Source organism: Belnapia sp. AC561 (assembly GCF_979252845.1).
Genome location: NZ_CEEDBP010000013.1, coordinates 132025 through 145432 on the forward strand (window position 1 = coordinate 132025; position 13408 = coordinate 145432).

15 protein-coding genes are annotated in these 13408 nt (G+C 69.6%); 9 read left to right on the top strand and 6 right to left on the bottom strand.

Features of this window, described 5'->3' with window-relative positions; genetic code table 11:
• The first annotated feature begins 32 nt into the window (after positions 1-32).
• A complete protein-coding gene (locus AC0IW9_RS13345) occupies positions 33-476 on the top strand; it encodes a nucleoside deaminase (protein WP_471648748.1) in 444 nt (147 codons plus the stop codon).
• Between the two features lie 2 nt (positions 477-478).
• On the opposite strand, the gene AC0IW9_RS13350 is transcribed toward AC0IW9_RS13345, so the two are convergent.
• The gene (locus AC0IW9_RS13350; RefSeq protein ID WP_471648749.1) at positions 479-1117 is read right to left on the bottom strand and encodes a glutathione S-transferase family protein; all 639 of its coding nucleotides are present in this window, start codon (positions 1115-1117) and stop codon (positions 479-481) included.
• 57 nt (positions 1118-1174) lie between these two features.
• A complete protein-coding gene (locus tag AC0IW9_RS13355; RefSeq protein WP_471648750.1) occupies positions 1175-1342 on the bottom strand; it encodes a hypothetical protein in 168 nt (55 codons plus the stop codon).
• A gap of 435 nt (positions 1343-1777) precedes the next feature.
• On the opposite strand from AC0IW9_RS13355, the gene AC0IW9_RS13360 reads away from it, so the two are divergent.
• The 3 genes from AC0IW9_RS13360 to AC0IW9_RS13370 all read left to right on the top strand — a co-directional run bounded on the left by AC0IW9_RS13360 (position 1778) and on the right by AC0IW9_RS13370 (position 4702).
• Positions 1778-2746: a Bug family tripartite tricarboxylate transporter substrate binding protein gene (locus tag AC0IW9_RS13360; RefSeq protein ID WP_471648751.1), complete on the top strand. Its 969-nt coding sequence runs from the start codon at positions 1778-1780 to the stop codon at positions 2744-2746.
• A gap of 23 nt (positions 2747-2769) precedes the next feature.
• Positions 2770-3390 carry a glutathione S-transferase family protein gene (locus tag AC0IW9_RS13365; protein ID WP_471648752.1) on the top strand — a complete coding sequence of 207 codons (621 nt, stop codon included), beginning with the start codon at positions 2770-2772 and terminating at the stop codon, positions 3388-3390.
• Positions 3391-3502: 112 nt separating this feature from the next.
• The gene (locus AC0IW9_RS13370; RefSeq protein ID WP_471648753.1) at positions 3503-4702 is read left to right on the top strand and encodes an ABC transporter substrate-binding protein; all 1200 of its coding nucleotides are present in this window, start codon (positions 3503-3505) and stop codon (positions 4700-4702) included.
• Here the strand turns inward: AC0IW9_RS13370 and AC0IW9_RS13375 are convergent, their stop codons facing one another.
• Genes AC0IW9_RS13375 through AC0IW9_RS13385 form a run of 3 tightly spaced genes read right to left on the bottom strand, consistent with a single transcriptional unit; the run spans position 4703 to position 8080 of the window.
• Positions 4703-5152 carry a DNA polymerase III subunit chi gene (locus AC0IW9_RS13375; protein ID WP_471648754.1) on the bottom strand — a complete coding sequence of 150 codons (450 nt, stop codon included), beginning with the start codon at positions 5150-5152 and terminating at the stop codon, positions 4703-4705.
• Between the two features lie 5 nt (positions 5153-5157).
• Positions 5158-6567: a leucyl aminopeptidase family protein gene (locus AC0IW9_RS13380; protein WP_471648755.1), complete on the bottom strand. Its 1410-nt coding sequence runs from the start codon at positions 6565-6567 to the stop codon at positions 5158-5160.
• 10 nt (positions 6568-6577) lie between these two features.
• On the bottom strand, positions 6578-8080 hold the full coding sequence (locus tag AC0IW9_RS13385; RefSeq protein ID WP_471648756.1) for a leucyl aminopeptidase: 1503 nt from the start codon (positions 8078-8080) through the stop codon (positions 6578-6580).
• Positions 8081-8165: 85 nt separating this feature from the next.
• Here AC0IW9_RS13385 and cysQ point away from each other — a divergent pair, with 85 nt between their 5' ends.
• The 3 genes from cysQ (at position 8166) to AC0IW9_RS13400 (ending at position 11177) form a co-directional block, all read left to right on the top strand.
• Positions 8166-8927, top strand: coding sequence for a 3'(2'),5'-bisphosphate nucleotidase CysQ (gene cysQ, locus AC0IW9_RS13390; protein WP_471648757.1), 762 nt, complete (start codon positions 8166-8168; stop codon positions 8925-8927).
• Positions 8924-9895, top strand: a complete 972-nt coding sequence (locus tag AC0IW9_RS13395) for an L-threonylcarbamoyladenylate synthase (RefSeq protein WP_471648758.1) — start codon at positions 8924-8926, stop codon at positions 9893-9895. The genes cysQ and AC0IW9_RS13395 overlap by 4 nt, the downstream gene beginning before the upstream one ends.
• Before the next feature lie 67 nt (positions 9896-9962).
• Entirely contained in the window at positions 9963-11177 is a 1215-nt protein-coding gene (locus AC0IW9_RS13400; RefSeq protein WP_471648759.1) for an ABC transporter substrate-binding protein, read from the top strand.
• A 67-nt stretch (positions 11178-11244) separates the two neighbouring features.
• Here AC0IW9_RS13400 and AC0IW9_RS13405 read toward each other — a convergent pair whose 3' ends face one another.
• Positions 11245-11628 carry a VOC family protein gene (locus AC0IW9_RS13405; protein WP_471648760.1) on the bottom strand — a complete coding sequence of 128 codons (384 nt, stop codon included), beginning with the start codon at positions 11626-11628 and terminating at the stop codon, positions 11245-11247.
• 101 nt (positions 11629-11729) lie between these two features.
• On the opposite strand from AC0IW9_RS13405, the gene AC0IW9_RS13410 reads away from it, so the two are divergent.
• Positions 11730-12692, top strand: coding sequence for a Bug family tripartite tricarboxylate transporter substrate binding protein (locus tag AC0IW9_RS13410; RefSeq protein WP_471648761.1), 963 nt, complete (start codon positions 11730-11732; stop codon positions 12690-12692).
• A 40-nt stretch (positions 12693-12732) separates the two neighbouring features.
• The coding region (locus tag AC0IW9_RS13415) for a DUF7168 domain-containing protein (protein ID WP_471648762.1) at positions 12733-13408 on the top strand (676 nt) is incomplete at its 3' end.

Genomic DNA, 13408 nt, shown 5'->3' on the forward strand with positions numbered 1-13408 from the left:
AACCTAACGGCCCATTGGGGCAAGCTTGGCCCATGCCCTCGCCGATCGAAATCGCCCTGGAAGAAGCCCGTGCCGCCGCCGACCGGGGCGAAGTGCCGGTTGGTGCAGTGGTGACGGATCCCGCCGGGGTGGTGCTGGCGCGGGCCGGGAATGCGGTGGAAGTCGGGCACGACCCCTCCGCCCATGCCGAGATCCTGGCGCTACGGGCGGCGGCGGCGGCGCGCGGCAGCAAGCTGCTGGCCGATTGCACCCTGACAGTGACGCTGGAGCCCTGCCCGATGTGCGCCCAGGCCATCAGCTTCTTCCGGGTGAAGCGGCTGGTCTTCGGTGCCTATGATCCGAAGGGCGGCGGGGTGGACCATGGCGCCCGGATCTTCGCCGCCGCGTCCTGCCACCATGTGCCGGACGTGGTGGGTGGCGTGCGGGAAGCCGAATGCGGCGCCGTGCTGCGGCAGTTCTTCGCTGCCCGCCGGTAGAGTCAGGCCGGCACCATCTCGGTATCCTTCTTCGGGATCAGGTCGTAGGGCAGGGCGAAGCCCGGCATCGCCGCCAGCCGGCGGGACCAGGCATGGACATTCGGCCAGCGTTCGATCTCGAGCCCGCCCTCGGCCATGAAGACCATGCGGCCCCAGCAACCGATGTCAGCGATGGTCAGCCCATCCCCCACCAACCAATCGCGCCCGGCCAGGGCCTCGTCCACCCGGGCGACGGCGGCTTCGGCCAGCGGCCGGAAATAGGCCATGACGGCCGGGTCCACCGCGCGGAAGCGGCTGTAGTGCCGCACCTTGGCGACGTTGGTGATGTTGTCCGCCTCCCAGGAAAGCCACTCACGCGCCGTCCATTGCTCCTGCTCCGTGGCGCCGGCGAAGTGGCCGGTGGTGCGGGCGAGGTAGTCGAGGATGACGTTGGACTGCACGATGGTCAGCCCGCGATGCCGCAGTGCCGGGACCTGGCCATAGCGATTGATGGCGAGATACTCGGGCTGCTTCTGCACGCCGTTCTTCAGGTTCACGGTGCGGAAGGAGAAGGGCAGCCGGGCCAAGGCCAGATAGAGCATCGGCTTGTAGCTCGAGCTCGAGGTGAAGCTGCCGTAGAGCGTCAGTTGGTCATCTTGCATGGCCGTGGCCTTCCTGGACCACGGTATCCTGGGCGCCGCCGGGAAGCGCGGCAAGCGTCAGCCCTTGGCGGCGGGCAGTTCCGGCTGCTGCGGTTCGGCATCGGCGATCTCGGCCGGTGGGGTGTCGACATTCGTCGCTGTGGTTACGGCTGCCGCGCTGGCCAGGCTGGCCGAGAGGAGGATGCGCCGCAGGAAATCCGCCCAAGGGTCGGTGCGCCGTTCCATGCGCCTCACTCCCCTGCCGACCCGGTGCGGCGCGCAGCGATCCTGCGTGGCATCCTTCGTTCTCCTGCCTGCAAAGGCATAATGCACGGTTGTTGTGGCGCGATGTGGGCAAAGTAGAAACCAAATGTATCCCGAAGCTTGACCGATGACGTTTATAGGGTCACGAAGCGGTGATGTTTCGGTTCCGCGCCGGTTTTGGCGCTGCGAATACCCTGTTCGGCACGCGTAGCTGAAATACCAGGTAATAAATCCGGAGCTGGGCAGGCCTCAGAACTTCATGGCGGTTTGTGCCGAAAGCGAATCTCCATCACGGCCTGATGTCATGCTGCGCTCCATTGGTTGCGATGCCGTTAAGCAAGCCACCCGGCGTGCCGATGGACCAACGGGCAGAGATGGTTCAACTGAGGGCAACGAAACCCGCCACCGAGGACGCTCATGACCACTCGCCGCGCGCTGCTCGCCCTGCCTTTCCTTGCCGCCAGCGCGCGCGCCCAGGATGCCGCCTGGCCCAACAAGCCGGTCCGCATCGTGCTGGCCTATCCGCCGGGCGGCAGCACCGATGTCCTGGCGCGGGCCCTGGCGGAACGGCTGGCGGCGGCGATCCCCGGCAGCAGCTTCATCGTCGACAATCGCCCCGGCGGCGCCGCGGTGGTCGGCACCCAGGCGGTCGCCACGGCGGCGCCCGACGGCTACACGCTCAGCCTCGGCAACAACCAGACCCATGCGGCCAACGCGGCGATGGTGCGCGACCTGCCCTATCGCCCGGTCGAGGATTTCACCGCCATCGGCAAGCTGGCCGAGGTCCACCATGCGCTGGTGGTGCCGGCCGGATCGCCCGCGAAGACCCTGGCGGAGCTGGCCGCGCGCGGCCGCAACGGCGGCAAGCTGACCTATGCCTCCTCCGGCGTCGGCTCGGCTAGTCATGTGATCGCCGAGAGCTTCGTCCGGCGGGAGGGGCTGGATGCGACCCATGTCCCCTATCGCGGCGGCGCCCAGGCGGTGACGGACACGGTGGGCGGCGTGGTCGATGCCTTCGTTTCCACGTGGCCGCAGGTGGTGGCGTTGGTGAAGGATGGCCGGCTCCGCGCGCTCGGCATCGGCGCCCCGGCCCGGCTGGCCGAACTGCCGGAGGTGCCGACCTTCGCCGAGGCCGGCGCGCCCTACATGGCGGTGGATGCCTGGTTCGGGCTCTGGGCTCCGGCCCGTACCCCGGCCCCGATCATCGCCCGCCTGTCCGAGGCATTGCCGGGCATCCTGGCGGAACCTGCGCTTGCGGCGCGGCTGGCCGGGCTTGGATTCACCCCGTCACCCCTGCCGGCTGCAGCCTTCGCCGCCTTCCAGCAGGCCGAGGTGGAGCGCTGGAAGGCGCTGGTGGAGCTCACCGGGATCAGGCTGGATAGCTGACGACTTCAGGAAGGAGACGGCCGATGCTGACGCTCTATACCGCGACGGGAACCTGTGCCCTGGCGAGCCACATCGCGCTCGAGGATGCGGGGGCGGAGTACCGGATCGTAAAGCTCGGCTTTGCCGATGGCGACCAGCGCAGACCCGACTACCTCGCGGTCAATCCGAAGGGCCGGGTCCCCAGCCTGGTGACCGAGCGAGGGGTCCTGACCGAGACGCCGGCCATCCTCGCCTATATCGCCCAGAGCTTTCCGCGGGCGGCGCTGGCCCCGCTGGCGGATGCCTTCGCCTTTGCCGAGGTCCAGGCCTTCAACAGCTACCTCTGTTCCACCGTGCATGTGGCGCATGCCCATAGGATGCGCGGGCATCGCTGGACCGAGGATGCGGCGGCGCAGGCAGCGCTGAAGGCCTTCGTGCCGAAATCCATGGGCGATGCCTTCGCGCTGATCGAACAGGGCATGCTGCGCGGCCCCTGGGTGATGGGCGAGGCCTATACGATCTGCGATCCCTATCTCTTCACCCTGGCGCGCTGGCTGGAAGGCGATGGCGTCGATCTCTCGGCGCTGCCGCGCGTGCTGGAGCATCGGCGGCGGATGGAAGGCCGCCAAGCGGTGCAACGGGTCCTGGCGGGCGAAGGACCTTAGGGGCGGGCCACCGCCGGACTTCATTCGGAAGCCGCCGCCTACACGCCGAGCAACGGACTCGCCAACCCCCTCCCGGTCACCTAGGCTGACCGAAAAGACCAGGGAGGAAGCAATGCTGACCCTTAATCGGCGTAAATTCGTGCAGGCGTCGGTAGTGGCAACCGGCGCCCTGGCCACGGGCCTGGCGCGGCCTGCCCTGGCCCAATCCGGACCCATCAAGATCGGCTGGCTGCCGGCGCTGACCGGTGCCTCCTCCTCGACCGGTATCGGCATCGGCCGTGGCGTCGCCTTCGGCGTGGCCGAGATCAATGCGGCCGGCGGCATCAACGGTCGCAAGATCGAGCTGATCATCCGCGATACGCAAAGCGACCCGACCAAGGCGGTGAATGCCGCCTCCGAACTGACCCGCAGCGAGAAGGTCAATGTGCTTTACGGCCCCGGCAACTCGGGCGAGGCACTGGCCTGTACCGCGGTGATCGCCCGGTCGCGGACGCCGCAGGTCAATCCCTGCTTCGTCGATGAGCTGATGGACGTGGAGAAATATCCACTCGCCTTCCGCGCAGCTCCCTCCAACCAGCAGGTCGGTGCGGCGGCCAATCGCTATGTGCTGGAGATCCTGAAGATCAAGGAAGCCGCGGTCATCAGCGATACCACCGGCTATGGCACCGCTTCGGCGAAGGCCTTCGTGCCGATGCTCACCGCGGCGGGTGGTGCCGTCGTTTATCAAGGGGCGATCGATGCCAACCAGCCCGACCTGCTGCCGGACATGATGCGGATGCGCAGCGCCGGGGCGAAGGCGATCATGCCCTGGAGCGTCAATCCCGGCCTGCTGGCGCGGATCCTCAATGTCCGGGCGACGATGAACTGGGACGTGCCGGTGGTCGGCCAGACGACGCTGGGCTCGGGCCAGACCAGGGCCTTGCTCGACCGGCCGGAGAATTGGGAGAAGGTCTACCAGACCAATTTCCGTAGCTGCTGCTTCAGCGAGGGCGGCAACCTGCCGGCCCGGACCGCGGATTTCGTCGGGCGGCTGAAGGCGGCGAAGGTCGAGACCGCCGATACGCTGCTGTGGTGGGTTGCCGCAGGCTATGATGTGGCCGGACTGGTGGCATCTGCCGTCAAAAGTGGGGCCGAGACTTCGGATCAGATCGCGGCCTATTGGAATTCGGGGAAGCCGCATCCGGGGGTCTATGGCGACTATGTCTGGACGCCGCGGGACCACAATGGCTACCCGGACAATGACGTCGTGATGTCCCAGGCGAATTCCTTCCAGGACGGCATGTTCAAGTTGGCGCCCGGCTACGCCTCCTAGCTAGGCCTTCTTCTCCCAGCCGCGATCGCCCTGCTGCCAATAGGACAGGGCATGCCCCGCCGCCTTCGCCGCGCTCCAGCGCCGCCGGGCGGCGGCGACGGCCTCCGGGTCCTGGCCATCGAACAGATCCAGCACCCTGTCATACTCGGCAAGGCGGCTGCTTTCGGCGCCATCGACCAACACCAGGAAGCGGGCGCCGTTGGCCGCCGGAGCATCTTCCGTGGTCAGCCAGATCGGCTGCATCGTCGGGTGGCCGCTGGACTTGGTGCCATGCGGCAGCCAGTCCGGGTCGGGGCAGACCCACAACGCGGTGTCCAGCGCTGCCACTCTTTCCTCGCTGCCGCAGAGGACAAGGGCTCGCCCGCCGGTCGCCAGCACCCGGCCGAGCAGCTTCGGCAGGGCCTGTTCCAGCGGCATCCGCATCAGGTGGTAGAAGGCGACATCGGCCATGGCGGCTAGTGCTCAAAATACATCGAGACGAGGCTGTCCAGCAGCCTGGCGCCGAAGCCGGTCGGTCCTTTAGGGCCCAGCGCCCAGGCCGCGGCGTGGTCGTCCACGCCGGCAATATCCAGATGTGCCCAGGGTGCCGGCCCGGCGAATTCGCGCAGGAATGCCGCGGCATGGCAGGCATCCGGCAGGAAGCGGCCAGAGGCGCATTGCTTCAGGTCGGCAATGGCGCTGTTCAGATCGTCCCGGTGCGCCGTGCCGATGGGCATGGGCCAGAGCAATTCGCCCACCGCCTCGCCAGCGGCGGCCGCCTGGGCCAGCAGCGTCGCATCGCTGCCGAAAAGGCCGGCCCGATCGGCGCCGAGGGCGGTGACGATCGCGCCGGTGAGCGTCGCCAGGTCCAGCACCGCCTGCGGCTTGAAGCGTTGCGCGTAATGCAGCGCATCGGCCAGCACCAGCCGGCCTTCCGCATCGGTATCCACCACCTCGACCGTGTGCCCGGAGCCCATGCGCAGCACATCGCCGGGGCGATAAGCTGTCTCGCTGAAGGCATTCTCGGCCAGGGCCAGCACCGCGACGGCCGGCGCCGGGGACCCGCGGAGGGCCAGCGCCAGCATCGCCCCGGCGCAGGCGGCGGCCCCGGCCATGTCGGCCTTCATCGCCTCCATGCCTTGGGAATGCTTGATGCTGATCCCGCCGGTATCGAAGCAGATGCCCTTGCCGATGAAGGCAACGGGCGCCGCCGCGACGCTGCCGCGCCAGCGCAGTACTGCCAGCCGCGGCGGATTGTCGCTTCCCTGACCCACCGCCAGCAGGCCGCCCAGTCCCTCCCGCGCCAGCCGCTTGCGGCCGAGGATATCGACGGTGATGCCATAATCGGCCAGCGCCTCCAGCCGGGCGGCGAAGGCCCGGGTGGTCAGTGCATTGGCCGGTTCCATCGCCAGGTCGCGGGCGAAGAGGCAGCCGCGCACCCCGGCGGCTGCGGCGGCCCAGACCGGGGCGACCGCATCCGGGTCGTCCACCACCAGGTCGAGCGCCCGAAGGCCAGGGTTCGCCTGGTCCCGGTACCGGGTGAAGCGCCAGGCGCGCAGGCAGGCGCCCGCCGCCAGGGCGGCGGCGGCGGCCGGCGGCAGCCCGCGCGCATCGATTGTCAGCCGCACCGCATCAAGGACGGCGCCGGCCGCGGCTCCGCCGGCATTCTCCCAATCCGGCGGGCGCCGGCCCGGGCCAGCGCCGATCAGCAACCGCTGCCCTTCCGGCTGCGGCACCGCCACCACCTGACCGGCGGCGCCGGTGAAGCCCGCCGCTTGCGCCACCGCCCGCAACGCCGGCGGTACCGCAGCCACGTCCGGCAGCGGCAGTGCAAGCGGCTGGGCCGCGGCCTCCCGTGGGGCGCGGCGGAGCTTGACCTTCAGCATGGTGGGCGGTTCAGCCCTCGTAGTGCTCGGTCACCAGCCGGTCCAGCAGCCGCACCCCGAAGGCGGTCGCGCCCTTGGGCGCCGTCGGCAGGTCCTTGGTGCTCCAGGCGACGCCGGCGATATCCAGGTGGACCCAGGGCATCGGCCCGTCCTTGGTATTGACGAAACGCTGGATGAATTGCGCGGCGGTGATGGAGCCGCCGGGACGGCCGCCGACGTTCTTCATGTCGGCGATGTCGGACTTGATCTGCTTGTCGTAGGCCTCGCCCAGCGGCATCCGCCAGCAGGCCTCGCCCACCGCCTTGCCGGCCGTCATGACCCGCGCCGCCAGCTCCTCGTCGTTGCTGAACATGCCGGCATGTTCATGGCCGAGCGCCACGATGATCGCCCCGGTCAGCGTCGCCAGGTCGATCATGAAGCGCGGTGCGAAGCGGTCCTGGCAGTAGTGCATGACATCGGCCAGCACCAGCCGGCCCTCGGCATCGGTATTGATCACCTCCACCGTCTGGCCGCTGGCGGTCGTCACCACGTCGCCCGGGCGCTGGGCATTGCTGCCCGGCATGTTCTCGACCAATCCGACCAGCCCGATCGCATCGACCTTGGCCTTGCGCCCGGCCAGCGCCGCCATCAGCCCGATGACCGTCCCGGCCCCGGCCATGTCCCACTTCATGTCCTCCATCCCGCCGGCCGGCTTGATGGAGATGCCGCCGGTGTCGAAGGTCACGCCCTTGCCGATGAAGGCGACCGGCTTGGCGGCGGCCTTCTTCCCCTTGGAGACGCCGTTCCACTGCATCACCACCATGCGTGGCTCCTGCGCGCTGCCCTGGGCCACGCCGAGCAGGGCGCCGAAGCCGAGCTTCTTCATCTCCTTCGGGCCCATCACCTCGACCACCAGGCCGAGGCTTTCCAGTGCCTTGCAGCGGTCGGCCATCTCGGCGGGGGTCAGGATATTCGGCGGCTCGCTCACCAGGTCCCGGGTGATGAAGACGCCATCGGCGATGGCGCGCATCGGTGCCCAGGCGGATTTGGCGGCAGTGGCCGCATCGGTGGCGATGGCGAAGCGCTCCAGCTTCGGCTTGTCCTCCTCCTTCACCGCGGTGCGGTAGCGGTCGAAGCGGTAGCTGCGCAGCAGCACGCCCATGGCGAGGGAGGCGGCGATGCCGGCCGGCAGCCCCTCCGCGGCGACCACCACCTCACGCTCTGCCTGGATCAGGCCGCACAGGGCGCCGCCGGCGGCCTCCGCGGCTTCGGCGGACATCTCCTTGCCGAGGCCGATGGCGACGATCCGCGCCGGGCCCGCGGCGCCATCCGTGAGCGTTGGCGCCCAGATGGTGCAGCTTTGGCCCTTGCGGCCCTTGAAGCCGGCGGCTGCCAGAGCGCGCTGCACGGCACCGCCGGTCGCGGTGTCGATCGCCAGCGCGAGCCCGGTGACGGCCTCCGCGCCCTCGACGCATGGCAGGACCAGGGCGCCGTGGCGGGGCAGGGTGGGCTTGACGAAAGCGATGTCGATCATGCGACGAGTATCCCTAGTGGCTTGGCCGGCAGGATAGCACCCTCCGCGGCTGGCGGGACCAGAAGGACGGCGGTAAACCCGTCCCATGACCGATCCCGAATTGCTGGAACTTGCCGCCGGCTTGGCCCGCCGCGCCGCGGCGGCCATCCAGGCGGTCCGCCGCGCCGGCTTCGTGGTGGACCGCAAATCCGACGAGAGCCCGGTGACCGAGGCGGACCGGGTGGCGGAAGCACTGATCGTCGAAGGGCTGCGCGCCGCGGTGCCGGATATTCCGGTGGTGGCGGAGGAGGAGGTCGCCGGCGGCATCGTCACGGCCGCTTGCCCGGCTTTCTGGCTGGTGGATCCGCTGGACGGCACGCGGGACTTCGCCAAGGGGCGGGATGAATATGCCGTCTGCATCGGCCTGGTCCGGGAGGGGCGGGCGGTGCTCGGCGCCCTGGTGCTGCCGGCGACCGGGGAGGTCTTCGGCGGGCTGCTGGGCGCCGGGGCGTGGAAGGAGGACAGCCAGCCGCGCCGGGCCATCCGGGTGCGGTCGGTGCCGCCGGAAGGACTGACGGTGCTGGCCAGCCGGCAATATGCCGATGACCCACGGATCGAACCTTTCCTCGCGGGGCGGCCGGTGGCGGTGCGCCGCAGTGTTTCCTCCGCCCTCAAATTCTGCCGGGTGGCGGAAGGCGCGGCGGATCTCTACCCCCGCTTCGGGCCGACCATGGAATGGGATTCGGCCGCTGGCCAGGCGCTGGTGGAAGCCGCCGGCGGGGCAGTGACGCTGCCGGACGGCACCCCGCTGCGCTATGGCAAGCCGGGCTGGCGGAACCCGGATTTCGTCTGTTTCGGCGGCGCATGACCGCGCTGCTCTCCCCGGCCGAGGTCGATCGCGCCGCCGCCCTGCTGCGGGATGGCGCCCTGGTCGCCTTCCCGACCGAGACGGTCTATGGCCTGGGCGCCGATGCGCGGAATGCGAAGGCCGTGGCCGGCATCTTCGAGGCCAAGGGCCGGCCTCACTTCAACCCGCTGATCTGCCATTATCCGGATGCCGAGGCGGCCTTCGCCGATGTCCGCGCCGATGCCCGGGCCCGCGCAGTGGCGGCCCGCTTCTGGCCCGGGCCGCTGACCCTGGTGCTACCGCGCCGGCCGGAATGCAGCGTGGACCTGCTGGCCGGGGCCGGGCTGGATACGCTGGCGGTCCGGGTGCCGGACCATCCGCTGGCGCTCGCCCTGTTGCGGGCCACGGGCCTGCCGGTTGCCGCACCTTCCGCCAACCGCTCCGGCGAGGTCAGCCCGACCACGGCGGCGCATGTGCTGGCGGGGCTATCCGGGCGCATCGCCGCGGTGCTGGATGACGGGCCCTGCGCCGTGGGGGTCGAGTCCACCGTGCTCGACTTGACCGGCGCCGGCCCGGTGCTGCTGCGCCCTGGCGGGGTACCGGTGGAGGCGCTGGAGGCCTTGCTGGGGCCGATCGGCCGGCCGCTGGCGGCATCCGCCGCCATGGCAACGGCGACGCTGCGTTCGCCAGGGATGATGCTGTCGCATTACGCACCCGGCCTGCCGGTGCGGCTCGGCGCGACGGCGGTGGCGGCGGATGAGGCGCTGCTGGCCTTCGGCCCGGCGCTGCCCGGCGCCGCGATTGCCTGGAACCTCTCCGACACGGGTAACGTGCAGGAAGCGGCGGCGCGGCTCTTCGCCGGGCTGCGCTGGCTGGATGCCGAAGGCAGCGCTCGCGGCTGCCGTGGCATCGCCGCCATGGCTGTGCCCGAGGCAGGCCTGGGCGCGGCGATCAATGATCGGCTGCTTCGCGCCGCGGCTCCCCGCTAGGCGGAATGAGCAACTGGTGTAGCCTATGCGGCAAGGCGCTTCGAAGCGCTGCATAGGAGGAAGAACAATGTCCAAGCTTCGGGGCGCGATGGCCGCCCTTGCCCTGGTGCTGGCGCCATCGCTGGCGCCGGCCCAGACGGTATCCGATGATGTCGTCCGCATCGGCGTCTTGACCGATCTCTCCGGCCCCTACGCCGATTTTGCCGGGCCCGGCTCCGTGCTCGCCACCCGCATGGCGATCGAGGACCACAACGGCGGCCGGGTCCTCGGCAAGCCGGTCGAGGTGGTGAGCGGCGACCATCAGAACAAGCCGGATGTCGGTGGCGCGACGGCACGCCGCTGGATCGACACCGACCGTGTGGACATGATCATCGACATGCCCAATAGCGCCGTCGCGCTGGCGGTGCAGCAGGTGGGGCGGGAGCGCAACCGCATCATCATCAACAGCTCCGCCTCCACGACGGAGCTCACCGGTCGGCAGTGCTCGCCGGTCGGCTTTCACTGGACCTCGGACAGCTACGCGCTGTCCTCCGGCACCACCCAGGCGGTGCTCGGCCAGGGCGGTAAGACCTGGTACTTCCTGACGGTGGATTACGAAGGCGGCTATGCGCTGGAGCGTGGCTCCGAGGGCGTGGTGACGGCCGGTGGTGGCCGGGTGCTGGGCCGGGCGCGGCATCCGCTGAACAGCGGGGATTTCTCCTCCTTCCTGCTGCAGGCCCAGGCGTCCCGCGCGCAGGTGGTGGCGCTGGCGAATGCTGGGACGGATACCATCAACGCCATCAAGCAAGCTGGTGAGTTCGGGCTGACGCGGCAGGGCCAGCGGCTGGTCGGCATGTTCGTCAACATCACCGATGTGAAAGCACTGGGCCTTGCCACGGCGCAGGGCGTGGTGGCGACGGAGGCCTGGTACTGGGACCGCGACGACGCCAGCCGCGCCTTCGCCAAGCGCTTCTCTGAACGTCACCGCGGCGCGATGCCGACCCAGTATCAGGCCGGTATCTACTCCGCCGTGCGGCATTACCTGAAGGCGATCGAGGCGGCCGGCACGGATGAGGCGATGGCGGTTGCGGCGAAGATGCGGGAACTGCCGGTAAACGACATGTTCACCAGCAATGGCCGGGTCCGCGCCGATGGCCGCCACGTGCATGACCTGTATCTGGTGGAGGTCAAGAAGCCGGAAGAATCCCACGGCCCCTGGGACCTCTATCGCGTGCTTTCCACCATCCCGGCGGAGCAGGCCTTCAAGCCGTTGGATGCCGCCTGCACCCTGGTGCGGCCGTAATGCGGGCCGGCGGGGGCAGCGCCCCCGCCGTCGAGCCAAATGAAATCGGTGCGCCCTGCCATCAGGATCAGGTCGGGGTGCGTTCCAGCAATTCGATCGAGATATTCTCCGGGCCGCGGATGAAGCAGATGCGGATGCCTGGGCGGGGCGAGGTCGGCTCCATGGTGAATTGCACGCCCTTGGCCTTCAGGCCCGCGACAGCCTCGTCCAGACCGACGACGCTGAGGCCGAAGTGATCGATCCCCTGGTAGGGCGCGGATGGCGGCGCGGCCGCGGCGGCATCGGCCTGGATGATGAAGATATCGGCGCCGCCGACCTTCATGTCGATGCGCGGCTTGCCGGCCTGCATGCTGCGGATGATCCGGGCGCCAAGCTTGTCCTCGAACCAGGTCGCGGTCGCTTCCGGATCCGGGCTGCGCAAATGGACGTGGTCGAAGGTGTAGTCAGGCATGGGTTCCTCCCGAGGCTGATCGCAGCCTAGGCCCGAAACCAAGTGGCTGGACAGGGGGCGGGCGGCGGGGAAAGCTGGTGGCAGGATATCCGGGGAAAGCCATGAACGCGTTCGGACGTCGTCCATTGCTGGCCGGCGCCAGTGGCCTGCTGGCGCGGCCCGCCCAGGCCCAGGCCCAGCCCCTTCGGGTTATCGTCCCCTTTGCCCCGGGTGGCTCGACCGATGTCGCCGCCCGGCTCGTGGTGCCGGCGCTGGCGGAAGCCCTGGCGCGGCCGGTCGTCATCGAGAACCGTGGTGGCGCCGGTGGCGTCATGGGGACCGAAGCCGTGGTGGGCGCGCCGGCGGATGGCGCGACAGTGGGCCTCTTCACCGTTTCCCCGGCGGTGCTGAATGCGATCATGCATCGCAAGCTGCCCTTCGAGACGCGGCGTGCGGTGACGCCGGTCTCCCTGGTCGGCACCATGCCCATGCTGCTGGTGGTAGGCCCTCATGTGCCGGCGCGAAGCTTGGCGGAACTGCTCGATCTGCTGCGGCGCAGCCCGCGGCCGCTGACCTATGGCTCGGCAGGGCCGGGGTCGATCAACCATCTCTCGGCGCATCTGCTGGCGATGCGGGCAGGGGCGCGGGCGGAGCATGTCCCGTATCGCGGTGCCGGGCTGGCCATCCCGGACCTGATCGCCGGCAACGTCGATTTTATGATCGAGGGGATCGCCTCGCTCGCGCCGCACGCGAAGTCCGGCGCATTGCGTGGCCTGGCGGTGACCGGAGAGGTGCGCAGCCCATTGCTGCCGGAGGTGCCGACGGCGATGGAGGCGGGCCTCGCCGAATTCCGCATTCTCAACTGGTTCGGCAGCTTCGCCCCGGCGGCGACGCCGGCGCCGGTGGTCGCCGCGCTTTCGGCTGGTTTCCAATCCGCGGTGAAGGCGCCGTCCGTCACGGCCCGGCTGGCGGAAAGCGGGATCGATGCGGTCGGCTCCTCCCCAGCCAAGCTTGAGCGTTTCTGGGATGCGGAGTTCCGGCTCTGGACGCCGGTGGTACAGGCTGCGGGCGTCGCACTCGACTGACGGCTTGACCCCTGCCGCACCGCACAACCATCTTCCGCCGATGGACCAGCAGACCGAACTCGCCAAGGTGAAGGCCCGGATCCGGGCGCTTGCCGCCAAGACCGTCGAGCGCGGCTGTTCGGAAGCCGAGGCCATGGCCGCAGCGGCCAAGGTCGGCGAATTGCTGGAAGTCTATGGCCTGTCGATGTCCGAGGTGGAACTGCGGGAGGAAGCCTGCGTGCAGGCACGCCTGACCGTTGCCGGCCCCGGCCGGCTGGCGCTGCGCTGGCTGTTCCCCTCCGTCCTGCGCTTCTGCGAATGCCGCGGCTGGACCGATGGGCGGCAGGATTTCGTCCTGTTCGGGCTCGAGCCCGATGTGCAGATGGCGGAATACCTGCTGCGGGTGATCGAGGGTGCGCTGACCTGGGAGGAAACCCAGTACCGCCGCAGCAAGGCCTATCTAGCCAATCCGCTGCCCGGCCAGTCGGTGCTGCGCAGCTTCCGCTATGGCTTTGCCGATCGGGTGGCCAAGCGGCTGGATGGGATGGTCGGGGAGCGTCAGGCCGCAGCCGAGCTGCGGCGGGCAGCGACCCCGACGGGCACCGCCCTGGTGCTGGCCAAGGCGGAGAAGGTGGATGAGGGCATGCGCGGCCTCGGCATCCGGTTGCGGACCGTGACCAGCAGCGCGACCGTGCGCGACCGCGGGGCCTATGGCCATGGGGCGGCGGCTGGGGGGC